Below are 21,370 nucleotides of genomic sequence, written 5' to 3'. Positions count from 1 at the left end.
GTTTTTTTTGCTCGCGGCGCGCGCTCAGGGCGTGCCGCCGAACATCACCAGCAGATCGTTCTGGCTTACATGCGGATGCTTGGAACGCGTCTGCTTGCGCACGTAATTGCCATCCGATTGCATGATCCACGCCGACGCATTGTCGCGCAGGTGGACCTGCAGGCTTTCCTTGACCACGCGCGCCTTGAGCGCCTTGTCCAGTACCGGGAATGCGACTTCCACGCGGCGGAACAGGTTGCGGTCCATCCAGTCGGCGCTGGAAAGGTAGAGCACCTCTTCGCCGCCGGCGTGGAAGTAATAGACGCGGTGGTGTTCAAGGAAACGCCCGATGATCGAGCGCACCGAGATGTTCTCGGACATGCCCGGCACGCCCGGCATCAGCGCGCACACGCCGCGCACGATCAGGTCGATCTTCACCCCCGCGCGCGACGCCTTGTACAGCTCATCAATGATCGATGGTTCCAGCAGCGCGTTCATCTTGGCGATGATGTGAGCCGGCTTGCCCGCGCGCGCGTTGCGGGCCTCGACCCGGATATGGTCGACCAGGCTGGTCTGCATGGTGAACGGCGACTGCCACAGGTGGTTCAGCCGGATCGTGCCGGCCGTGCCGGTCAGCAGCTGGAACACATGGTGCACGTCTTCGCAGATGGCCTCGTCGGCGGTCAGCAGGCCGAAGTCGGTATAGAGCCGGGCCGTGCGCGGGTGGTAATTGCCGGTGCCCAGGTGGGCGTAGCGGCGCAGCTTGACTTGCTTGGCCTTGGGCCCGGTGGGCTCGCGCCGCACGATCAGCAGCATCTTGGCGTGGCACTTGTGCCCGACCACGCCGTAGATCACGTGCGCGCCAGCGGACTCCAGCCGCTCGGCCCAGTTGATATTGGTTTCCTCGTCGAAGCGCGCCAGCAGTTCCACCACCACCGTCACTTCCTTGCCGTTGCGCGCGGCGGTCATCAGCGCTTCCATCACCAGCGATTCGTTGCCGGTGCGGTAGACCGTCTGCTTGATCGCGACTACGTTGGGATCGGCCGCGGCCAGCTGCAGCAGGTCAAGCACGGAACTGAAGCTCTCGTACGGGTGGTGCAGCAGCACGTCCTGCTGGCGCATGACGTCGAACATCGACACGCCGCCGGCAAAGACCTTGACCGGGGCCGGCACGTAGGGCGGAAATTTCAGTGCGGGTCGATCGACCATGTCGGGGATCTGCATCAGCCGCACCAGGTTCACCGGGCCGGACACGCGGTACAGGTCCTGTTCGGCAAGCCCGGACTCCAGCAGCAGCCGGCGCGCCAGCGGAGTCGGCGTATCCGACGAGACCTCCAGCCGCACCGTGTCGCCGAAATGGCGCGCGGGCAATTCACCCTGCAGCGCCTCGCGCAGGTCGGTGATGTCGTCTTCCGAGACGAACAGGTCGGAGTTGCGCGTCACGCGGAACTGGTAGCAGCCATGCACGGCGATGGCGGGGAACAGCTCGTGCACGAAGCCCTGCATGAACGACGACAGCATGACAAAGCCGTACGGATAGCCCGACAGCTTCTCCGGCATCTTCACCACGCGCGGCAGAGCGCGCGGCGCCTGTACGATGGCGAGATCGGCATCGCGCCCGAAGGCGTCCTTGCCGGACAGTTCCACCACGAAGTTCAGGCTCTTGTTGAGCACGCGCGGGAAGGGATGCGCGGGGTCCAGGGCGATGGGGGTCAGCACCGGTGCCAGCTCGCGCTGGAAGAACTGGCGCGCCCACTCGCGCTGGGCGTCGGTCCAGGTGGTGGTCAGGTGGAAAAAGACGCCTTCTTTTTCAAGTAGTGGAAAAATGGTGTTCTGCAGCATGTCATACTGCGAAGCCACAAGCCGTTGCGTGCGCTCGGTGACAAGCTGGTAGGTCTGCTGGAACGAGAGACCATCCGGCGTCAGGCCCGAGGCATTGTCGCGCATCTGTTCCTTCAGGCCCGCCATGCGGATTTCAAAGAACTCGTCCAGGTTGCTGGATACGATGCAGATGAACTTGAGCCGCTCCAGCAACGGGACTTTCGGGTCCGCGGCTTGCGCCAGCACGCGGGCATTGAATTCCAGGATGCCCAGTTCGCGATTGAGCAGCGTACTGGACGGAGTCGTCGACATGGTCATGACCTTCTTTTGGTGATGTGGCGACTTTTTCATAGAATCGTGTCACTTTCATGACAATTTAATTTTGTCATGATGCGGACATGACAACGACATATTTTTCCCGGGCGCGAACGCCGGCAGGCGCAGACAACAGCGTGTCCCTGCTGCGACTCGCAACGCCAACGCGAACCAGCCCTCCAAGCAAACGATGAACAACACTCCACGCCTGCTGGCTGCCGTCGACATGGGCTCGAACAGCTTCCGCCTGATGATCGGGCGGGTGGACGAGACCCCCACGGCCAATGGCCCGGCCAGCCAGATCTTCCAGGTCGATGCGCTGCGCGAGCCGGTGCGGCTGGCGGCCGGCCTGACGCCCGACAAATACCTGGACCAGCCCGCGCGGCGGCGCGGCATCGATGCGCTGCGGCGCTTCGGCGACCGCCTGCGCGAGTTTGCGCCGGGCGAGGTGCGCGCGGTGGCCACCAATACGCTGCGCGTCGCCAGGAACGCCTCCGAATTCCTGATCGAGGCCGAGGGCGCGCTGGGCTTCCCGATCGAAGTGATCGCCGGGCGCGAGGAGGCGCGGCTGATCTACCTGGGGGCCTCGCACGATGCGCCGGCCTGCCAGGGCAACCGCCTGGTGGTCGATATCGGCGGCGGCTCGACCGAGTTCATCATCGGCAACGGCTACCAGTCCAAGCTGATGGAAAGCCTGTATATCGGCTGCGTATCGCACAGCCGCCAGTTCTTCCCCAGTGGCAACGTCGACGAATACGCGATGAAGCAGGCCGAGCTGGCGGCACGCCGGGAAATCCAGGTGCTGGTGCGCCAGTACCGTGCCGCGGGCTGGGAGCAGGCAGTCGGCTCGTCGGGCACCGCGCGCGCGCTCGCCGAGCTGATCGAACTCAACGGCATGAACGACAGCAATGCCGAGCACGGCATCACGCGCGAAGGGCTGGAGCGCCTGAAGCGTGCGCTGATCAAGGCCGAGAACACCAATCGCGTCAAGCTGACCGGCCTCAAGCCGGACCGTATCCCGGTGCTGCCGGGCGGGCTGTCGATCATGCTGGGTGTGTTCGCCGAACTCGATATCGAACGCATGGACGTGACCGACGGCGCGCTGCGACTGGGCGTGCTGTACGACCTGCTCGGACGCAGCCACCATGAGGACATGCGCACGGTCACGGTGGACCAGTTCATGCGCCGCTACGGCGTCGATCGCGCCCAGGCCAGCCGCGTGCGGCGCGCCGCGCAGGCGCTGCTGTCACAGTTCCCGGAGCCGGCCAATGAACGGCGCGAGGACAACCTGGCGCTGCTCGGCTGGGCGGCCAGCCTGCATGAGATCGGTATGTCGATCTCGCACAGCGGCTACCACAAGCACTCCGCCTACATCGCCACGCATGCCGACATGCCGGGCTTTTCCAAGACCGACCAGGCGCGGCTGGCGACGCTGCTGCTGGGCCATGCGGGCAAGCTGGGCAAGCTGTCGGGCAGCGGCAAGTTCGTCGACTGGCGCATGCTGTTCAGCCTGCGCCTGGCCTTCGTGCTGTGCCGGCGCCGCTCGGATGTCGCATTGCCGGACATCCGTGTCACGCAGCTGGCCGAGGCACTGGACGAAGGCTTTACCGTGCGGCTGCCGAAGGCGTGGATCGACGCCAATCCGTTGATCGAGTACAGCCTGGCGCAGGAAGCGGACGAATGGCAGCGAATCGGCAAGCGCTACAAGGTGGTCTACGACTGAGTGCGGCTGGAAGCGGTCCAACGGCCGCCAAGGGGGCGGCCGTGACCGGCAGGGCTTTGGGTGGGGCGCCGCTCAGGCGGCGTTGTTCAGGCCCAGGAAGTGGCGGGCGTAGCGCGGGTTCATGTCATTCACGCGCAGCAGTGTGAGAAAGTCCGCCACGTTGAAATCCGGGTCCCAGGCGGGCTGGCCGCAGATCTTCGCGCCCAGGCGCAGGTAGCCCTTGATCAGCGCGGGCGGCTCGACCGCCAGCTGCTGGTTCAGGTCTTCCACCGGCAGCGGCAGGCGCGGGCAGGCGTGGTACTCGATTGGCGCCAGCGAGCGCTCGCTGAACAGCCGGTGCAGGCTGGCGGCGTAGTGGCCGCCGTCGCTCATCGGCACGCTGGCGCAGCCCAGCATGGACTCGATGCCCCAGCGCTGCAGGTACTCGCCCAGCCCGCCCCACAAGGCCATGATGACGCTGCCCGAGCGGTAGTCGCGGTGCACGCATGAGCGGCCCAGTTCCAGCATCTTGGGGCGCAGGTGCGACAGGCGCACCAGGTCGAATTCGGATTCGGCGTACAGGCAGCCCAGGCGCTTGGCCTGGTGCGGCGGCAACACCCGGTAGGTACCGACCACGCGCAGCGTGGCCTGGTCGCGCACGATCAGGTGGTCGCAGTAGGCATCGAACATGTCGATGTCCAGTTCGGGCACCGAAGACGTCAGGCGCGCGCCCATTTCCTCGGCAAAGACCTTGTAGCGCAGGCGCTGGGCCTCGACTACTTCATCCTGGTGGCGCGCCCACGCCACGCTGAGAACAGGCGACTCATGTGCCGGTGTATCCGATGGGCGATGAAGACGCCTCCGCGCCGTCTGGCCGCCGAGGCCATTGGGCAGGGAGTCGAAGAGCGGCTGGGTAGGCGTCGGCAGATCTCGCATCAGTATGTCCTTTTGGTGACGTAACTGTTGCGATGCAATGTAGTCAGGGCCGGTGACAGTGCCGTGACCCGGCGATGACGGTTGCGTGACTTCGACTGCCGGGGCCCGTCCGAGAACACTTCAGGGGCGCGCCGGACGGTGCCGCGCCCCGGCCGGACTCAGAGGAACTCGGGATTGATGACCGCGCGCAGGACCGTCTGGGCCTCGCTTTCGCGCGTACGGCCGGTCAGCCACCAGATGCCGCCCTTGCGCACGCTCCAGTCCATTTCGGCGCCCGCCAGCAGCAGGCTCGCGACCCGTCCAATCCAGGGCTGATGGCCGACCACCACCACATGCTCGGGGCGCTCTGGCCATTCGACCGCGGCAAGCACGGCGCTGACATCGGCGCCGGGCGCCAGGGCATCGAGGATTTCCGCCGCGCCGGTCAGCGCGGCCGCGGTTTCACGGGCGCGCACGGCGGGACTGCACAGGACGCGGGTATCGGCGGGCAGATGGGCACGCAGCCATTTGGCCGAAGCCTCGGCCTGCTTGCGGCCGCGGCGCGTCAGCGGCCGCTGCAGATCGGCATGGCGGCTCAGGCTGAGGGCGTCGGGAAGGTCTTCGGCTTCGGCATGGCGCCACAGGATCAGGTTCATGTCGGACGGGGCAATGAGCTTGCTTCGAGTATGGTGAAGCGGCCCGACCGGCGCAAGCGCGGCGCAAACAAATGCGGGCTGCCGGTCAGGGCAGCCCGCAAGTGTCTCCGGGCGCGAGGTCAGCGGCGTGACCGCGCGTCGGCGCAACGCAGCAGCGGCGCGGACGGCAGCGCGAGCGCGTTGCCATCGGCGCCGTTGAGAAACTCAGGACTTGTGGCGGAAGTTGATGCGTCCCTTGGTCAGGTCGTAGGGCGACATTTCCAGGGTCACGCGGTCGCCGGCCAGGATGCGGATGCGGTGCTTCTGCATCTTGCCCGAAGCGTATGCCCAGATTTCGACGCCGTTTTCCAGCGTGACACGATAGCGGTTGTCAGGCAGGGCTTCCGACACCACGCCGCCAAATTCAATGAGTTCTTCCTTAGCCAATCTGTCTTCCTTTTCGGCAGCCCGCGAAGGCTGCATGGTTACGTTTTTCAAAAATCCTGTTACGTTGCGCCCGCAACGGCACCCACCGCGGCACATTGCGCCGATGCGGCCAACCGCGAGGGGTTAGGGCAGGGCGCAGCCTGCGGCAGCTGGCACCTGCATGACCGGTGCAGTCGGCGGCGTCAGCGGTGTCGCCCTGCGGGCGCGGATTGCTTGGGCGAAAACCTGGTCGCTGACAGCCGGAGAGGCCGTGTGCTTCGCGGAGCAGGCGGGCAGGTGTACCCGGTGGTTCGCCAGTTCGTTGTCGTCGCGGATGGCCCGCGCCGGCGGCTGTGGTTCGCTCGCAAGAGCGCGCTGGTGAGAACGCCCGGTTACAGGGAGGCTCGGACACCCCGGGGGCTACTGCGACATTGTATCACGTACGCGGATGCAGCATTGCCGGGACAACGGTTGCACCCGGCCTGCCCGCCGCGCAACAAAATGGCGATAAAGCCTCAACTCGAATCGCGGTTCGCTTGGCATTTATGCCATATGGGCTAGAACTAACGCGTACGGCCGTGCCGCGCCGGATCTCGCAAGGAGACTGCCATGGAACTCCATCTGGAATCGCACCGCTATGTCCGCTGCCGCCCCGACTGGCGCGCCGCGGTGCTGGCGGGGCTGGTCGCCGGCGCGGTCTACATGGTGCTGGAGCTGCTGACCGCGCGCTTTCTGCTGTACCAGGGCGCCTGGGGCACCGTGAAGATGGTCGCCGCCATCATCCTGGGCCGCGAGGCGCTGTCGGCGGATGCCTTCAACTGGACTATCGTGCTGGCCGCGGGGACGGTGCATTTTGCCTTGTCGATCATCCTGGCGGCGGTGCTGGCGCTGATCCTGTCGTCATTCCGGCTTGACACCAGCCTGGGACTGGCCTCGGTGGTCGGCATCGCGTTCGGCGTGGTGGTGTACCTAGTCAACTTTTATGTGGTCGGGCGCTATCTCAACTGGTTCGACGAAGCGCGCGGCTGGGAGAGCCTGTTTGCGCATGCGCTGTTCGGACTGGTCGCGGCCGATGTGTACTGCAACCTGGAACGCCGACGCAGCGGCGTGGCGGACCAGAAGCCTGCCTGAACCGTTTAGCCCATCTGGTTGATATGACGATTAACGCGCTCGCACTACCCTAGAGGCAAACGACCATAGCGGCTGGCGCCAACCAAGTCCGCGTACAGCCACACGGAGTGCCCGTGCGGGTCGCAATCGTCAGTACTGAAACCACCGGGCTCACGCCGGCGTCGCGAACGCCACATGCTGCACGGCAGGGCCCAGCCGCCTCAGGCCGATAAAAGAAAAACGGCCCGGATCTTGCGATCCAGGCCGTTGTTTCCATCAGCTATTTCTGGTCGGAGCGATAGGATTCGAACCTACGACCCTCTGATCCCAAATCAGATGCGCTACCAGGCTGCGCTACGCTCCGAAGCCGGCCATTGTAGCCGCGTTGGCGCACCACGGTCAATCTGTGTCGATCCAGGCAGGTTCGGGGCACCCGCACCTGCCGCGAAGCTCCCCCTTCTGGCGGGGGCGCTCTGGCTTGACTTGGGTTTGCGCGCTGCGATAATCCGCACACCGCTCCAGTCCGACCGGCGTGCTGTTGGGAACGCCCGGTTTTGCGTATTTCCTTCCGGACTGACCTGATCACCAGAACAAGAACGGCGCTCCCGCCCAGGGCGAGCGGCTCGGTCTGCCCGCGTTTGCCGAATGGCCGCACGGGCGGCCTGAAACAGGAGATGCGGCATTCGATAACAACGGTCCGGCACAGGATCGGCAAAGAAGCAGGGAAGCGCGGTGGCATGCGGAGCGCCGCTGGTTGCCTTGGACGGGAATAAAGATGTTTCAGTCGCACGTGGTTGTGCTTATCGCGGGGCTGTTTGCCTTGCAGATGGCGGTGGTTTGCGTTGTGTTGCGCCGGTCGTCGGGCATGGAGCGCAGCGGCCTGACATCCTGGGCGCTAGGCAGCGTGCTGGCGGCTTTTGCCGCGGTGCTGGCGGCGGTGCAGGCATTGCGGCCGATGTGGCTGGTGCCGGAGTCGACCGACGTGGCGTTGCTTGCCGCCCTCTCGGTCATGGCAGTGGGTGCGCGTCACTTTGCGCAGCGGCCGGGCCGTGCCGCGGGCTTGCTGGGGCTGAACCTGGCGGCCGCGGCAGCGGTGGCCTGGGGTGACCTGGCGCCGCGATACCTGGCCGCGGCCGTGGCGCTGCCAGATCTGGCGCCGCTCCTGAGCGCCTGCCACATCGTGCTGCTGCTGGATCTGGCCCGCAGCGTGGTGCCGTCGGTGCCGGCTGCGCGCGGCACCGGCCGGCTGGCGGCATGGTCGCTGGCGGCGATCGTGGTCGGCGCCGCGGCCGTCAATGCATGGACCGTATTGCGGCCGCTGGCGGGCATGGCGCATGGCGGCGCCTGGCCGCGGCCGATGCCCTGGGACGGCGAGCTCGCCATATTCAATGTCTTTGCCCTGGTCGGCGTGTCGGTCAGCTTTGCGCTGATGGCGCACGACCGGCTGCGTCGTATGCTCGAGCGTCGCGCGCGCCATGACGACCTGACCGATGTGCTGCTGCGCGGCGCTTTCTGGGAGGAACTGGAGGCCGCCTGCCTGCATGCCGAGCGGCAGCGCAAGCCGATGACGGTCGCGTTTGTCGACCTCGATCACTTCAAGGCCATCAACGATGTCTATGGCCACCTGGCGGGCGACAGCGTGTTGCGGCATTTTGCCGGCCTGCTGCGCAAGACCCTCGGCCACGGTGACCTGGCGGGGCGCCTGGGCGGCGAAGAATTTGCCATCGTGATGCCGGACACCGAGCTCGAGCCGGCGCGGCTGGCCTGCCTGCGGCTCGCCACGGCGGTGCGCGCCACGCCGTGTCCGTCCGAGCCTGATCCGATCACCTATACCGTCAGCATCGGCGTGGCGGCGCGGCAGCCCGGCGAGGGCGCGGACGCGCTGATGCGCCGCGCCGATCGCGCCCTGTATGACGCCAAGCTGAAGGGGCGCAACTGCGTGGCGCTGCATCCGGCGGGCGGCGATAGCGCAGCCTCGGCTGCCGAGACCGCTGGCGCTGGCCGCTACGTCACGCGCGGCCAGCCGCGCACCGCGTCCTGATGCGCACGGCTTGTCACCGCAGGCAGGCGCTGCGGTAGAATGCACGCCTTCGCGTCCTTAGCTCAGTTGGATAGAGCACTCGCCTTCTAAGCGAGCGGTCAGAGGTTCGAATCCTCTAGGACGCGCCAGTCTCGCGCGGCCAGGCCCTGGATCCGCGCCGCCGATGTCCCGGCCCTTCCTTCAGCTTCGGGTCTTCAACGGGCAAAGTGCAAAGCCAATCGCTGTGCCAACTGGCCATCCACGGTCCATGTAGCGATAAGCATACGTGTTGAGGTTGTCCCGGCCTTACCCCTCACCTAGACTGGATTTCATCCGTCCATGCGGCCAGTACTTAACCTGGCCTGGCGAATGCGCGGCGGCGAGGTTGCCGGTCCTGGATCTTGATGGTGATCAGCAGGGAGACAAGCGATGATGCCCACGCCAACTTCAGAAAGAGTGCTGTCGCGCGGACTCCTCGATGTGCTGATCCGGGCCGGGCTGATCGCGGTGCTCGCGATCTTCTGCTTCCAGATATTCCGGCCCTTTCTCGATCTCATTGTCTGGTCGGTGATCCTGGCGGTAACCATTTATCCCCTGCAGGTCAGGCTCCGGCGCAGGCTGGGCAACCGGGACGGACGTGCTGCCACGCTGATTGTGCTGGTCGCCATTGCCATCATCGCGCTGCCGGCATACCTGTTGGGCGACGCGATGGTCGACTCGGTTGGCAATGCCATGGCCATGGTCAAGAACGAGGGCATTCATATTCCGCCACCGGCCGAGTCGGTCGCCAGCTGGCCGCTGGTGGGCCAGCGCCTGTACGATGTCTGGCTGCACGCCGCTTCCGACCTGACCGGCGTGATCCAGGCGCATGCGCCCGAGGTCAAGGAAATCAGCCTGGTCGTGCTGGGCGCCGCCGCGGGCATCGGCAAAGGGCTCTTGATATTCGTCTTCGCATTGATTATCGGCGGCATCTTCATGGCGTACGGCGAGGCCGGCAATCGCAGCGCCGTGCAGATTGCCGCGCGCATCTTTGGCCCGGAACGGGGGCAGCGCGTCGCCTCGCTATGCACGGCGACCATTCGCGCGGTGGCGCAGGGCGTGGTCGGCATCGCCTTTATCCAGATGTTGCTGATCGGCGTTGCCTTCGTGATCAAGGGGGTTCCGGCCGCTGGCGTGCTGGCCATGGCGGTGCTGCTGCTGGGCGTCGCGCAGTTGCCGGCCACGCTGATCACCGTGCCGGTAATCATCTTTGTCTTTGCCAACGAAGGGGCCAGCATGGCCACCATCGTCTTCGCCATCTATGTCTTCGTGGCGGGCCTGGCCGATAACGTGCTCAAGCCGCTGTTGCTTGGGCGTGGCGTCGACGTGCCGATGCCGGTGGTGTTGATCGGGGCGCTGGGCGGGATGGTGACCGGCGGCGTGATCGGCCTGTTCATCGGCCCGGTGATGCTGGCCGTCGGCTATCAGCTGTTCTGGCAATGGGTGGAAGATCCGCCGCTGCCGCCCGCGCAGACCGAGCCTGGGAACCAGCAACAGACCTGAACACCCGCGCCCCCATGCCGCGCTGGAAACCTCCCTTGCGCGCATTGCTTGCCGGCGCCTGTTGCGTTGGGGGCTGCGCGCGCCTGGGGCCTGACTTCCAGCCGCAGCAGGAGCCCTGGACCCAGCAGTGGCGCAGTCCGGCGCTTGAGCAGGCAACCGTGCAGCAGGCGCTGCCCGATATGCTCGCGTGGTGGCAGGTCTTCGGCGACCCGGTGCTCGAACGCCTGATCGCCGAAGCCGACGCGCACAATGCCAGCCTGCAGCTAGCCGGCCTGCGCGTGATGGAAGCGCGCGCCCAGCTGGGCATTGCCCGGAGCGGACGTTTCCCGCAACTGCAGCAGGCCAGCGCCGATGTCCTGTACACGGAGCGCCGGCAGGCTGGCGGCCGCAATCCGCAGAACAGCCGCTTCTGGCAATACAGTGCGGGCTTCGACATCGGCTGGGAGGTGGATTTCTGGGGGCGCTTCAGCCGCGCCATCGAATCTGCCGATGCCGCCTACTTTGCCGCCCGCGCCAACCGCGACGATGTCCTGGTGTTGCTGCGCGCCCAGGTGGCGGAAACCTACTTTGCGTTGCGCACGGCCGAGGCGCGCCTGCGCATCGCCCGCGATAACGCGGCGCTGCAGCGCCGCAGCTTTGAAATCACCGAGCGCCTGTTCAAGAGCGGCGAAACCGACGAACTCGACCTGCAGCAAGCGAAGACCCAGTACCTGGGCACCCTCAGCACCATCCCGGAATTCGAAAGCCAGATCACGCGCACCCGCAATGCCCTGGCGGTGCTGGTCGGCCGCCCGCCGGGTCCATTGCCGGAGTTGCCGGAACTGACCGGCCAGGAAGGCGTGATTCCGCTGGTCGATCGCGCCGTGCTGCAGGACGTGCCCGCCAGCCTGCTGCTGCGCCGTCCGGATATCCGCGCCGCCGAGCTGCAGATCGCCGCGCAATCGGCGCTGGTCGGCGTGGCCGAGGCCGATCTGTATCCGTCGCTGACGCTGCTGGGCAGCATTGTCTGGTCCGCCAGCACGCTGGCGGGCACGCCCAACAGCCTGGCGCTGGTCGGCGGCCCCAGCCTGCGCTGGAACGTGTTCGACTATGGCCGCATCCGGAACACCGTGCGCGTGCAGGACGCCCGCCTGCAACAACTGATCATCGCCTACCAGGATGCCGTACGGCAGGCGGCGCGCGAAGCCGACGATGCCGCCAGTGCGCTGATCAAGGCGCTGGAGCGCGAGCAGATCCTGCGCGACAGCGCGCTGGCCGCGCGGCGTTCGCTGACGCTGGCCAACGCGCTTTACCGTGAGGGCTACTCCGACTTCCAACGCGTGCTCGATGCCCAGCGCGCGCTGGCGACCCAGCAGGACGCCTACGTGGTCAACCGCAGCAATGCGGTCAGCGATCTGATCGCCGTCTACAAGGCGCTCGGGGGCGGCTGGTCCAGCGAGCTGCCGCTGCTGGACCCCGCCACCCGCCAGCAGATGCAGCAACGCACCGACTGGGGGACCCTGCTGGATGAGCCAGCGCCGGCGCCGGTTCCGCTATCAGTCAACGGTAATCCCTGAGCGAGCGTCGATGAGCGAAACCCCCCAACCTCCCGCAGCGCCCCCGGTTCCGCCGGCTCCTGCGCCCGGCGCACCGCCGCCGGCTGCCGACGCGTCAGGAAAGGGCGTGCGCTGGGTCCTGCTGCTGATCATGATCAGCCTCGCCTGGTATCTGCTGGCCGACCGCCTGACCCCCTACACGCAACAGGCGCGGGTGCAGGCCTTCGTGGTGCCGGTTGCCGCGGAAGTGTCGGGGCGCGTGATCAAGGTGCAGGTGCGCAACAACCAGGACGTCGCGGCAGGCACGGTGCTGTTCGAGGTGGATCCGCAGCACTACAGGATTGCCGTAGACCGCGCCCGCGCTGACCTGGAATCGACGCGCCGGCAGATTGGCGCCGGCACCGCGGGCATCGAATCGGCGCAGGCATCGCTGCGCGCGGCCCGTGCCAACGAAGTCAAGGCGCGGCAGGATAGCGAGCGCCTCGAACGGTTGTACCAGGAAGACCCGGGCACCATTTCGCTGCGACGACTGGAGGTGGCACGGGCCACCTTCGAGCAGGCCGTCAGCCAGGTCGCCGCCGCCCGGGCCGAGGTCCAGCGGGCGCGCGAGCAGCAGGGCGGCAGCGAGGACGACAACGCCAAGCTGCGCAGCGCCGCCACGGCCCTGGAGAAAGCCGAACTGGACCTGGCCAATACGCAGGTGCGGGCGCGCGCCGCCGGGCTGGTCACCGATTTGCGCACCGACGTCGGCCAGTTTGCCGCTGCCGGCAATCCGGTCATGACGCTGATCGCCATCCACGATGTGTGGGTCAACGCAGAAATGACCGAGAACAACCTGGGTCGCGTCGAGCCTGGCACGCCGGTTGCCGTGGTGCTGGATGCCTTGCCCGGCAGGGTCTTCAAAGGCCGCGTGCGCAGCGTCGGCTACGGCGTCAACGTAGGGCCGGGCACGCCGCCAGGCACCCTGCCGACGGTGCAGAACAGCCGTGACTGGCTGCGTCCGGCGCAACGCTTCCCGGTCATTGTCGACATTGACCGAGACGAAGTTGCCGCGCTGCGCGGCATTCGCGTGGGCGGGCAGGCCGAGGTCATGGCGTTTCCCACCGAGGGCAATCCGCTCAATCCGCTTGGCCGCTTGTTCCTGTATCTGATGAGCTGGCTTTCCTATGTCTACTGACCGGCCCGCGCTGCCGTTGCCCGCGCCCGATCCACGCGCCCGGCGCTCGCTGCGCCTGGCCAGCGGGACCGCGCTGTGCCTGGCGGCCAGCTTTGGCCTGGGCCTGCCGGTTCCCATGGTGGCGCCGGTGCTCGGGGTGTTCCTGCTGACCAGCGTGAATCTCCCGATGTCGCCCGCGGCCGCGCTGGGCCTGGCGCTGGCCGTGATGCTGACCACGGGCACCGGCCTGCTGCTGATCCCGGTCCTGCGCTATTACCCCGCCAGTGGCGTGCTGATGGTCGGCCTGTGCCTGTTCCTGGCGTTTCGCTATGGCATGCGTGGCGGCAACAGCCTGGTGTCGACCTTCCTGGTGGTGGGGCTGACCCTGATCTCGGCGGCGGGCACCTTTGATTTCGGCCTGGCGGTCACCGTCATCGAAGCGCTGGTCAAGGGTTTGCTCGTCGCGGTGATGGCGCTCGGGCTTGGACACTGGCTGTTTCCGGAACCTGCTGGCGCCGGCGCCCCGCCTGCGCCAGCGGCCCTGCCGGAAGGCCAGGCCGCCCGGATCGCGCTGCGCGCCGCGCTGGTGGTCATGCCGGCTTTCCTGCTGGCGCTGAACGATCCGGCGGCGTACCTGCCGATCATCATGAAAGCGGCCGTGCTGGGCCGGCAAAGCTGCACCACCTCGGCACGCGGCGCGGGGCGCGAACTGCTTGGGTCGACGCTGTCTGGCGGTGTCCTGGCCATTCTGTTCTGGGCCGCGCTCAGCCTGTTTGTGCATTTGTGGATGTACTTCCTGTGGATGCTGCTGTTCGGCTTGCTGGTAGCGCGCAAGCTGTATGGCCTCAGCCCGTCGTCGTACCCGCCCGGCTTCTGGCTCAATACCCTCGTGACGCTGATCATCCTGCTGGGCCAGTCGGTGCAGGACAGCGCCGCCGGCAAGGACGTCTATACCGCCTTCGCCGTGCGCATGGCCTTGTTCGTCGGCGTCACGCTGTATGCCTGGCTGATGGTCGAATGGCTCGAACAGCCCCGCGGGGCCCGGCAACTGTCTGGCTGAACCTGGCGATGATGCTGCACAACCTGGCCGTCGGCCTTCCCGTGATGCTGGTCTGCCTGATGTTGCAGGCGGTCTTTGTGGCGGTCTGCCTGCGCTACTACGTGCGCTTCAAGCATGCGTGGCAGGGCCGCGCGGAGCTGGGCCAGGAGGTCTTGCTGCTGTCGGTGGTGATGGTGCTGATCCTGTTCGGCAACTTTGTCCAGATGGCGATCTGGGCCGTCCTGTTCATGCTGCTGGGTGAGTTCCCCGATTTCGCTACTGCGCTGTATCACTCAGGCGTCAACTTTGCCACGCTGGGCTATGGGGATATCGTCATGTCTCCGACGTGGCGCCTGCTGGGGCCGATGGAGGCGGCCAACGGCATCCTGATGTTCGGCGTCTCCAGTTCAGTGACGACCGCGGCGGTGCTGGACGTGATCAAGCACAATCTGGCCGCGCTGGGGCCGGACGCAGAGCCATAGCGGAAGTGGCCATCGGGTACGGGTGGGTTGGGCCCTGCGGCGGTGCCGCGTCGGCGCCGGCACGGTTGGCGTTTTTGCCGCACAATACGGCCTGCGCGCCGCACAGGAGCACGCTGGATCGACCAGAGGCGAGGACATTACCTCGCCCGTCAGCGGGCGGCATTTCGTTGAACATCCTGCAATCCTGTACATGGCCGCCCCACATGCACCATCCGCCGCGGATCCTGACCGCGGCGCCGCTGCTTCCCCGTCTTCCCGCGATCCCCATCAATCCGGCCGGCTCTCGCTGCTGGCGCTCGGCGTCGGCAGCTTCGGCATCGGCACCGGCGAGTTCGTCATCATGGGCTTGTTGCCCGATGCCGCGACCAACCTCGGCATCTCGATCCCGCAAGCTGGCCACCTGATCAGCGCCTATGCGCTCGGCGTGGTCGTCGGCGCGCCGCTGCTGGCGGTACTGGGCGCCCGCTGGCCGCGGCGCAACCTGCTGATCGCATTGATGGCGGTGTTTGCCGCCGGCAATATCGCCAGCGCGCTGGCGCCGTCGTACCTGTCGATGTTGGTGGCGCGCCTGCTCACGGGTTTTCCGCATGGCACTTATTTCGGCGTGGCGGCGCTGGTGGCCGCCAGCCTGGTCCCGCGCGAGCGGCGCGCGCAGGCGGTGGGGCTGGTGATGCTGGGCCTGACCACCGCCACGCTGGTCGGCGTGCCCATTGCCGCATCGGTCGGCACGTGGCTGGGCTGGCGTTCGGCCTTCGTGATCGTGGGTGCGCTCGGTGCACTGACGGCGCTGCTGGTATGGCGCTGGGCGCCGTTCGTGCCGGCTGACCGGCGTGCCAGCCCGCTGCGCGAACTGTCGGCACTGAAGCGCAAGCAGGTATGGCTGACGCTGGGTATCGGCGCGATCGGGTTTGGCGGCATGTTCTCGGTGTTCAGCTATATCAAGCCCACCATGCTGGAGCTGGCGCATATGCCGGCGGCGGGCATCCCGGTGGTGCTGGCACTATTCGGCATCGGCATGGTGGCGGGCAACCTGGCCGGTGCCAGGCTGGCCGACAAGGCATTGATGCCCACGGTAGGGGGCGTGCTGGTCTGGACCGCGCTGGTGCTGGGCGCGTTTACCTTTACCGCGCCGCATGCCTGGCTGGCGGCCTTCAACGTGCTGCTGGTGGGCACCGCCGTGGCGCTGGGCCCGGCACTGCAGATCCGGCTGATGGACGTAGCGGGCGATGCCCAGACGCTGGCGGCAGCGCTCAACCATTCGGCCTTCAACCTGGCCAATGCGCTGGGCGCGTGGCTGGGCGGGCTCACCATCGCGGCCGGCTACGGCTGGGAATCGATCGGCTGGGTCGGCCTGCTGCTGGCGCTCGGCGGGCTGGTGATCTATGCCTGGTCGATGCTGGGCATGGACCGGCGGCGCGTCCCCGCCACGGCATAGTTTCCGCGTGCGCACCGTTCATCGGGGCGCCGAAGCAAAAAGGGGGTGCCATGTCGGCACCCCCTTTTTGTGTTGCGGCTGTCGCCGGTGCCGGATTTACTCCGCGTCCGCGACGCTGGCGCCGACCACGTTGAAGCCGCCGTCAACATAGGTGATCTCACCCGTCACGCCGCTGGCCAGGTCCGACAGCAGGAAGGCAGCCACGTTGCCGACCTCTTCGATGGTGACATTGCGGCGCAGCGGCGCGGCTTGCTCGAAATGGCCGAGCAGCTTGCCAAAACCCTTGATGCCCGAAGCGGCCAGGGTCTTGATGGGGCCGGCCGAGATGCCGTTGGCGCGAATGCCGCGCGGGCCGACCGAAGAGGCCAGGTAGCGCACGCTGGCCTCGAGCGAGGCCTTGGCCAGGCCCATGGTGTTGTAGTTGGGGACCACGCGCTCGGCGCCCAGGTAGGTCAGCGTCAGCAGCGAGGCCTTGTCGGACAGCAGCGGCAGGGCGGCCTTGGCCAGTGCCGGGAAGCTGTAGGCGGAGATGTCGTGGGCGATGCGGAAGCCCTCGCGCGACAGGCCATCGAGGAAGTCGCCGGCAATCGCTTCACGCGGCGCGAAGCCGATCGAGTGCACCAGGCCATCAAACTTTTCCCAGCGCTGGCCCAGCGCAGCGAAGGTAGCGGCGATCTGCTCGTCGCTGCCGACGTCGCATTCGAATATCAGGTCGCTGCCGAATTCCTTGGCAAAGTCGCTGATCCGGTCCTTGAACCGTTCGCCGACGTAGGTGAAGGCCAGTTCGGCGCCTTCGCGCTTGCACGCCGAGGCAATGCCGTAGGCGATCGAGCGGTTCGAAAGCAAGCCGGTGATCAGGATCCGCTTACCTGCCAGAAATCCCATAAATTCTCCAAGGTGGTGTATCAGGCACGTTTCGTGCGTCCGCCATGCGGCGGTGCGGGTGCCGGGCTATCTTGCGGCCCTTTTATTGCGCCGCGCAGAGGGAATGTCCGGATGGCTGGGGCCACCCCGGACGCATGTAAAATTGTCTCATACTTGGCCCGGCCGCAGAACGCCGGGCCCCCACAGGTGACAGTGGAGGAATCCAACAGGATGCCTATTCAAGCACGTTGGCCGCTTCAGGCGGCATGGCAGTGCTTCCGGCGGGATGCAGTACTGCGTAGTTGGGCGGCAATGAAGCTGGCGCTGACGCTGGCGGCGGCGGTCTCGCTCTTTTCCGATCCGGCATGGGCGGCGCATGGTTTTGCACTGCATGGTGACCTCAAGTACCAGGCTGATTTTTCGCACTTCGGCTACGCCAATCCTAATGCGCCAGTCGGCGGCACGCTGACGCTCGCCAATCCGGACCGGCGCACCAGTTTCGACAAGTTCAATCCGTTCACCCTGAAGGGCACCGCCGCCCCGGGGCTGAATGCGCTGATGTTCGAGTCGCTGCTGATCGCCAGCGCCGACGAAAGCGCCAGTGCCTATGGCCTGCTTGCCGACGACGTCACGGTGGCGCCGGACGAGATGTCGGTCACGTTCACGATCCGCCCGCAAGCGCGCTTTTCCAATGGCGATCCGGTGCTGGCCTCGGACGTCAAGTATTCCTACGACATGCTGATGAGCAAGGCTTCGAGCCCGGGTTATCGCAGCATGTGCACCGACGTGAAGGCGGTAGTCGTGACCGGCGAGCGCACGGTGCGTTTCGATTTCAAGCAGCGCAACCGCGAACTGCCGCTGATCGTCGGCTCGCTGCCGGTGTTCTCGCGCAAATGGACAGCCAAGGTTCCGTTCGAGAAGCTGACCTTCGAGCCGCCGGTGGCGAGCGGCCCTTACCTGATCGAGCGCTTCGATGCCGGCCGCGGCATTATCTTCCAGCGCGACCCGAAATACTGGGGCAAGGGCCTTGCGGTGCGGCGTGGCACCTTTAATTTCGCGCGCGTGGTGTACCGGCTGTACAAGGACGAGACCGCGCGGCTGGAGGCCTTCAAGGCGGGCGAGTTCGACGCCATCGTCGAGTACAAGGCCAAGAACTGGGCCAAGAGCTACCAGGGCACGCGTTTCCGCAACGGCGAACTGCTCAAGACCGAGTTCCCGCACCGCAACGGCGCCGGCATGCAGGGCTATGTGATGAACCTGCGCAAGCCGGTGTTCCAGGACGTGCGCGTACGCCAGGCGCTGATCCTCGCGCTGGATTTCGAATGGCTGAACCGGCAGTTGTTCTACGGCGCCTACAAGCGGCTGGACAGCTGGTTCTCGAACAGCGAGCTGGCCGCCAGCGCCACCTTCGATGGCCGCCCCGGCCCTGCCGAAATGCTGCTGCTGGAGCCCCTGCGCGCACAACTGCCGCCGGAGGTGTTCGGCCCCGACGTGGTCCAGCCCAGCACCGCGGCGCCGCGCTCGCTGCGCGACAACCTGCGCCTGGCGCGGCGCCTGCTGGCCCAGGCCGGCTGGACCTATACCGACGGCGCGCTGCGCAACGCCAGGGGCGAGCCGCTCGTGTTCGAGTTCCTCGATGACGGCGGCGCCATGAGCCGGGTGATCACCACCTACGTGCGCAATCTGGAGAAGCTTGGCATCCAGGTGCACCAGCGCACCACCGATTTCGCGCTGTATCAGAAGCGGCTGGAAGACTTCGACTTCGACATGGTGTCGATCCGCTTCCCCGATTCGCAAAGCCCGGGCAATGAGCTGCGCGACCGCTTCTCCAGCGAGGCCGCCGGTACGCCGGGCTCGGATAACCTGTTCGGGTTGAAGTCGCCGGTGGTCGACAAGCTGGTGGACAATGTGCTGCACGCCCATACCCGCCAGGAGCTGGTCACGGCCGGCCGCGCGCTGGACCGGGTGCTGATGCACGGTTACTACATCGTGCCGAACTGGTACAGCGCTTCGCACCGGGTTGCCTACCGCAAGACGCTGGCCTATCCGGAGCGGCTTCCGTACTACTACACCGCCGAAGGCTGGATCCTGAGCCACTGGTGGCGCACCGACGTGCAGGCGCAAGCCCGCTGAGGCGCGCGGGCGCTGACGCGTTCAGCGCCGACAAAGAAAGAGACGGCCCCCATGCTTGCCTATCTGCTTAAACGCATTTTGCTGATGATTCCGACGCTGGTCGGCGTCATCACGCTGACCTTCGTCGTGATCCAGTTCGTACCGGGCGGCCCGGTCGAACAGATGATGATGGAACTGAAAGGGCGCGGCGGCGCTGGCGAAGCCAGCGGTGGCGGCGCCGAATACCGTGGGCGGCGCGGCGTCGACCCCGACAAGATCAAGGAGATCCAGGCCCTCTATGGCTTTGACAAGCCGCCACTGGAGCGCTACTTGCTGATGCTCAAGCGCTTTGCGCAGTTCGACCTGGGACAGAGCTATTTCCAGCACCGCAGCGTGTGGGAGCTGGTCAAGTCCAAGCTGCCGGTATCGGTCAGCCTCGGCTTGTGGACCTTTTTCCTGACCTACCTGATATCGGTGCCGCTCGGCATCTCCAAGGCGATCCGTGCGGGCAGCCGCTTCGATGTGGTGACCAGCATCATCGTGCTGGTGGGCTATGCCATTCCCGGCTTCGTGCTGGGTGTGCTGCTGCTGGTGCTGTTCGGCGGCGGCACCTTCGTGCAGTGGTTCCCGCTGCGCGGGCTGACCTCGGACAACTGGGAGCAGCTGTCGCTGATGGGCAAGGTGATGGACTACCTGTGGCACCTGGTGCTGCCGATCACGGCGTCGGTGGTGGGCAGCTTCGCGGTCGTGACCATGCTGACCAAGAACGCCTTCCTCGAGGAAATCCGCAAGCAGTACGTGCTGACCGCGCGCGCCAAGGGCCTGGGCGAGCGCCGCGTGCTGTGGAAGCATGTGTTCCGCAATGCCCTGATCCCGCTGGTGACCGGCTTCCCGGCGGCCTTCATCGGCGCGTTCTTTACCGGCTCGCTGCTGATCGAGACGCTGTTCTCGCTGGACGGGCTGGGCCTGTTGTCGTATGAGGCGGTGCTGCGCCGCGACTATCCGGTGGTGCTGGGCACGCTCTACCTGTTCACGCTGATCGGGCTGGTCACGCGCCTGATCTCCGATGTCTGCTACGTGCTGGTGGATCCGCGCATCCATTTCGAGGGCCTGCACCGATGAAAACGTTCTCGCACGCGGCGCCCGACGGCCTGCCGCATTCGCCTTCGCCGCGCCAGCGCGCCTGGCAGCGTTTCCGCCGCAACCGGCGCGGCTACTGGAGCCTGGTGATCTTTGTCGCCATCTTTGTGCTGAGCCTTGGCGCCGAACTGCTGTCGAGCAACCGGCCGCTGGTGGTGCACTACAAGGGCGAATGGTATTTCCCCATCGTCAAGGTCTATCCCGAAACCACCTTCGACGGCGATTTCGCCACGCCTGCCGACTACCTGGACCCGTATATCCGCGACCGCATCACCACCAACGGCAATTTTGCGGTGTTTCCGCTGAACCAGTATTCGTACGACTCGCTCAACTACTTCGCCAAGGAGCCCAACCCGGCGCCGCCTTCGGCGGAGAACTGGCTGGGCACCGACGACCGTGGCCGCGACGTGCTGGCGCGGCTGCTGTATGGCTTCCGCGTGTCGGTGCTGTTCGCGCTGGCGCTGACCGTGATCGGGGTGCTGGTCGGCACGCTGACCGGGGCACTCATGGGGTTTTTCGGCGGGCGCTTCGACTTGTTCTCGCAACGCGCCATTGAGATCTGGAGCTCGATGCCCGAGCTGTACCTGCTGATCATCTTCGCCTCGATCTTCGAGCCCAGCCTGGCGCTGCTGATCATCCTGCTGTCGCTATTCGGCTGGATGGGGTTGTCCGACTACGTGCGCGCCGAGTTCTACCGCAACCGCTCGCTCGACTACGTCAAGGCCGCGCGCGCGCTCGGACTGTCCAACGTGCAGATCATGTGGCGGCATATCCTGCCCAACAGCCTGACCCCGGTGATTACCTTTTTACCGTTCCGCATGAGCGCGGCGATCCTGGCGCTGACCAGCCTGGACTTTCTCGGCCTGGGCGTGCCGCCGACCACGCCGAGCCTGGGCGAGCTGCTGGCGCAGGGCAAGGCCAATCTCGATGCGTGGTGGATCTCGCTGTCGACCTTCGCGGTGCTGGTGGTCACGCTGCTGCTGCTGACGTTCATGGGCGATGCGCTGCGCGATGCCTTCGATACCCGGCTGGGGCTGGCCGCGCTGCGCGGCCGCGTCGAGCCAAAGGTCCCGGCGGGCGCGCCCACCGGGGCGGCTCCGGAGGCCATGCCATGACCGCGGTGTCTCCTGTGATCGTGCCAG

Annotated in this window: 17 protein-coding genes and 2 tRNA genes; 13 read left to right on the top strand and 6 right to left on the bottom strand. The window is 66.4% G+C overall.

Translation table 11 applies throughout. The features are described 5' to 3' along the window. Positions 1–24 precede the first annotated feature (24 nt). Positions 25–2,151 carry a polyphosphate kinase 1 gene (gene ppk1 / locus E5S69_RS28930; RefSeq protein WP_171517864.1) on the bottom strand — a complete coding sequence of 709 codons (2,127 nt, stop codon included), beginning with the start codon at positions 2,149–2,151 and terminating at the stop codon, positions 25–27. Between the two features lie 154 nt (positions 2,152–2,305). On the opposite strand from ppk1, the gene ppx reads away from it, so the two are divergent. Next, a complete protein-coding gene (gene ppx / locus E5S69_RS28925) occupies positions 2,306–3,838 on the top strand; it encodes an exopolyphosphatase (protein ID WP_171517863.1) in 1,533 nt (510 codons plus the stop codon). 72 nt (positions 3,839–3,910) lie between these two features. Here the strand turns inward: ppx and E5S69_RS28920 are convergent, their stop codons facing one another. From E5S69_RS28920 to infA, 3 genes are all read right to left on the bottom strand, one after another. After that, positions 3,911–4,753 (bottom strand): GNAT family N-acetyltransferase, encoded by an 843-nt coding sequence (locus tag E5S69_RS28920; RefSeq protein WP_171517862.1) that lies wholly within the window; start codon positions 4,751–4,753, stop codon positions 3,911–3,913. 158 nt (positions 4,754–4,911) lie between these two features. After that, on the bottom strand, positions 4,912–5,388 hold the full coding sequence (locus E5S69_RS28915) for a SixA phosphatase family protein (protein ID WP_171517861.1): 477 nt from the start codon (positions 5,386–5,388) through the stop codon (positions 4,912–4,914). 204 nt (positions 5,389–5,592) lie between these two features. Further along, a complete protein-coding gene (infA, locus tag E5S69_RS28910; protein ID WP_008641674.1) occupies positions 5,593–5,814 on the bottom strand; it encodes a translation initiation factor IF-1 in 222 nt (73 codons plus the stop codon). 588 nt (positions 5,815–6,402) lie between these two features. Here infA and E5S69_RS28905 point away from each other — a divergent pair. Continuing rightward, complete coding sequence (locus E5S69_RS28905; RefSeq protein WP_171517860.1) at positions 6,403–6,924, top strand: hypothetical protein; 522 nt, start codon at positions 6,403–6,405, stop codon at positions 6,922–6,924. A gap of 266 nt (positions 6,925–7,190) precedes the next feature. Here E5S69_RS28905 and E5S69_RS28900 read toward each other — a convergent pair. Next, a tRNA-Pro gene (locus E5S69_RS28900) sits at positions 7,191–7,267 on the bottom strand. A gap of 411 nt (positions 7,268–7,678) precedes the next feature. Here E5S69_RS28900 and E5S69_RS28895 point away from each other — a divergent pair. From E5S69_RS28895 to E5S69_RS28860, 8 genes are all read left to right on the top strand, one after another. Further along, positions 7,679–8,944: a GGDEF domain-containing protein gene (locus E5S69_RS28895; RefSeq protein ID WP_171517859.1), complete on the top strand. Its 1,266-nt coding sequence runs from the start codon at positions 7,679–7,681 to the stop codon at positions 8,942–8,944. A gap of 51 nt (positions 8,945–8,995) precedes the next feature. After that, positions 8,996–9,072 (top strand) — tRNA-Arg (locus tag E5S69_RS28890). Positions 9,073–9,352: 280 nt separating this feature from the next. Then, positions 9,353–10,465 (top strand): AI-2E family transporter, encoded by a 1,113-nt coding sequence (locus E5S69_RS28885; protein ID WP_171517858.1) that lies wholly within the window; start codon positions 9,353–9,355, stop codon positions 10,463–10,465. Between the two features lie 14 nt (positions 10,466–10,479). Further along, positions 10,480–12,021: an efflux transporter outer membrane subunit gene (locus E5S69_RS28880; RefSeq protein WP_171517857.1), complete on the top strand. Its 1,542-nt coding sequence runs from the start codon at positions 10,480–10,482 to the stop codon at positions 12,019–12,021. Positions 12,022–12,031: 10 nt separating this feature from the next. Continuing rightward, a complete protein-coding gene (locus E5S69_RS28875) occupies positions 12,032–13,177 on the top strand; it encodes an HlyD family secretion protein (protein WP_171517856.1) in 1,146 nt (381 codons plus the stop codon). Further along, positions 13,167–14,216 carry a DUF2955 domain-containing protein gene (locus tag E5S69_RS28870; RefSeq protein ID WP_171517855.1) on the top strand — a complete coding sequence of 350 codons (1,050 nt, stop codon included), beginning with the start codon at positions 13,167–13,169 and terminating at the stop codon, positions 14,214–14,216. The genes E5S69_RS28875 and E5S69_RS28870 overlap by 11 nt, the downstream gene beginning before the upstream one ends. A gap of 11 nt (positions 14,217–14,227) precedes the next feature. Further along, entirely contained in the window at positions 14,228–14,677 is a 450-nt protein-coding gene (locus tag E5S69_RS28865) for a potassium channel family protein (protein ID WP_171517915.1), read from the top strand. A 190-nt stretch (positions 14,678–14,867) separates the two neighbouring features. After that, positions 14,868–16,112, top strand: a complete 1,245-nt coding sequence (locus E5S69_RS28860; RefSeq protein WP_171517854.1) for an MFS transporter — start codon at positions 14,868–14,870, stop codon at positions 16,110–16,112. Between the two features lie 96 nt (positions 16,113–16,208). On the opposite strand, the gene fabI is transcribed toward E5S69_RS28860, so the two are convergent. Further along, positions 16,209–16,997, bottom strand: coding sequence for an enoyl-ACP reductase FabI (gene fabI, locus E5S69_RS28855; protein ID WP_115703742.1), 789 nt, complete (start codon positions 16,995–16,997; stop codon positions 16,209–16,211). A gap of 210 nt (positions 16,998–17,207) precedes the next feature. Here fabI and E5S69_RS28850 point away from each other — a divergent pair, with 210 nt between their 5' ends. From E5S69_RS28850 to E5S69_RS28840, 3 genes are read left to right on the top strand one after another with little or no spacing between them, the layout of a single operon-like run. Continuing rightward, entirely contained in the window at positions 17,208–19,109 is a 1,902-nt protein-coding gene (locus E5S69_RS28850) for an extracellular solute-binding protein (protein ID WP_171517853.1), read from the top strand. A gap of 51 nt (positions 19,110–19,160) precedes the next feature. After that, positions 19,161–20,210, top strand: a complete 1,050-nt coding sequence (locus tag E5S69_RS28845) for a microcin C ABC transporter permease YejB (RefSeq protein ID WP_171517852.1) — start codon at positions 19,161–19,163, stop codon at positions 20,208–20,210. Next, complete coding sequence (locus E5S69_RS28840; protein WP_171517851.1) at positions 20,207–21,343, top strand: ABC transporter permease; 1,137 nt, start codon at positions 20,207–20,209, stop codon at positions 21,341–21,343. The genes E5S69_RS28845 and E5S69_RS28840 overlap by 4 nt, the downstream gene beginning before the upstream one ends. Positions 21,344–21,370: the final 27 nt, after the last annotated feature.

The sequence above is a fragment of the Cupriavidus necator genome (genome assembly GCF_013141915.1).
GTDB classification, from domain to species: domain Bacteria; phylum Pseudomonadota; class Gammaproteobacteria; order Burkholderiales; family Burkholderiaceae; genus Cupriavidus; species Cupriavidus necator_B.
Note: the sequence above shows the minus strand (reverse complement) of the source record. Positions and strands in the feature narration are given on the sequence as shown.

Excerpts from the sequence above, each read along its gene's own strand:
- ppk1 (WP_171517864.1), bottom strand. The coding sequence starts at position 2,151 with ATGAAAAAGTCGCCACATCACCAAAAGAAGGTCATGACCATGTCGACG.
- ppx (WP_171517863.1), top strand. The coding sequence starts at position 2,306 with ATGAACAACACTCCACGCCTGCTGGCTGCCGTCGACATGGGCTCGAAC.
- E5S69_RS28920 (WP_171517862.1), bottom strand. The coding sequence starts at position 4,753 with ATGCGAGATCTGCCGACGCCTACCCAGCCGCTCTTCGACTCCCTGCCC.
- E5S69_RS28915 (WP_171517861.1), bottom strand. The coding sequence starts at position 5,388 with ATGAACCTGATCCTGTGGCGCCATGCCGAAGCCGAAGACCTTCCCGAC.
- E5S69_RS28905 (WP_171517860.1), top strand. The coding sequence starts at position 6,403 with ATGGAACTCCATCTGGAATCGCACCGCTATGTCCGCTGCCGCCCCGAC.
- E5S69_RS28895 (WP_171517859.1), top strand. The coding sequence starts at position 7,679 with ATGTTTCAGTCGCACGTGGTTGTGCTTATCGCGGGGCTGTTTGCCTTG.
- E5S69_RS28885 (WP_171517858.1), top strand. The coding sequence starts at position 9,353 with ATGATGCCCACGCCAACTTCAGAAAGAGTGCTGTCGCGCGGACTCCTC.
- E5S69_RS28880 (WP_171517857.1), top strand. The coding sequence starts at position 10,480 with ATGCCGCGCTGGAAACCTCCCTTGCGCGCATTGCTTGCCGGCGCCTGT.
- E5S69_RS28875 (WP_171517856.1), top strand. The coding sequence starts at position 12,032 with ATGAGCGAAACCCCCCAACCTCCCGCAGCGCCCCCGGTTCCGCCGGCT.
- E5S69_RS28870 (WP_171517855.1), top strand. The coding sequence starts at position 13,167 with ATGTCTACTGACCGGCCCGCGCTGCCGTTGCCCGCGCCCGATCCACGC.
- E5S69_RS28865 (WP_171517915.1), top strand. The coding sequence starts at position 14,228 with ATGCTGCACAACCTGGCCGTCGGCCTTCCCGTGATGCTGGTCTGCCTG.
- E5S69_RS28860 (WP_171517854.1), top strand. The coding sequence starts at position 14,868 with ATGGCCGCCCCACATGCACCATCCGCCGCGGATCCTGACCGCGGCGCC.
- fabI (WP_115703742.1), bottom strand. The coding sequence starts at position 16,997 with ATGGGATTTCTGGCAGGTAAGCGGATCCTGATCACCGGCTTGCTTTCG.
- E5S69_RS28850 (WP_171517853.1), top strand. The coding sequence starts at position 17,208 with ATGCCTATTCAAGCACGTTGGCCGCTTCAGGCGGCATGGCAGTGCTTC.
- E5S69_RS28845 (WP_171517852.1), top strand. The coding sequence starts at position 19,161 with ATGCTTGCCTATCTGCTTAAACGCATTTTGCTGATGATTCCGACGCTG.
- E5S69_RS28840 (WP_171517851.1), top strand. The coding sequence starts at position 20,207 with ATGAAAACGTTCTCGCACGCGGCGCCCGACGGCCTGCCGCATTCGCCT.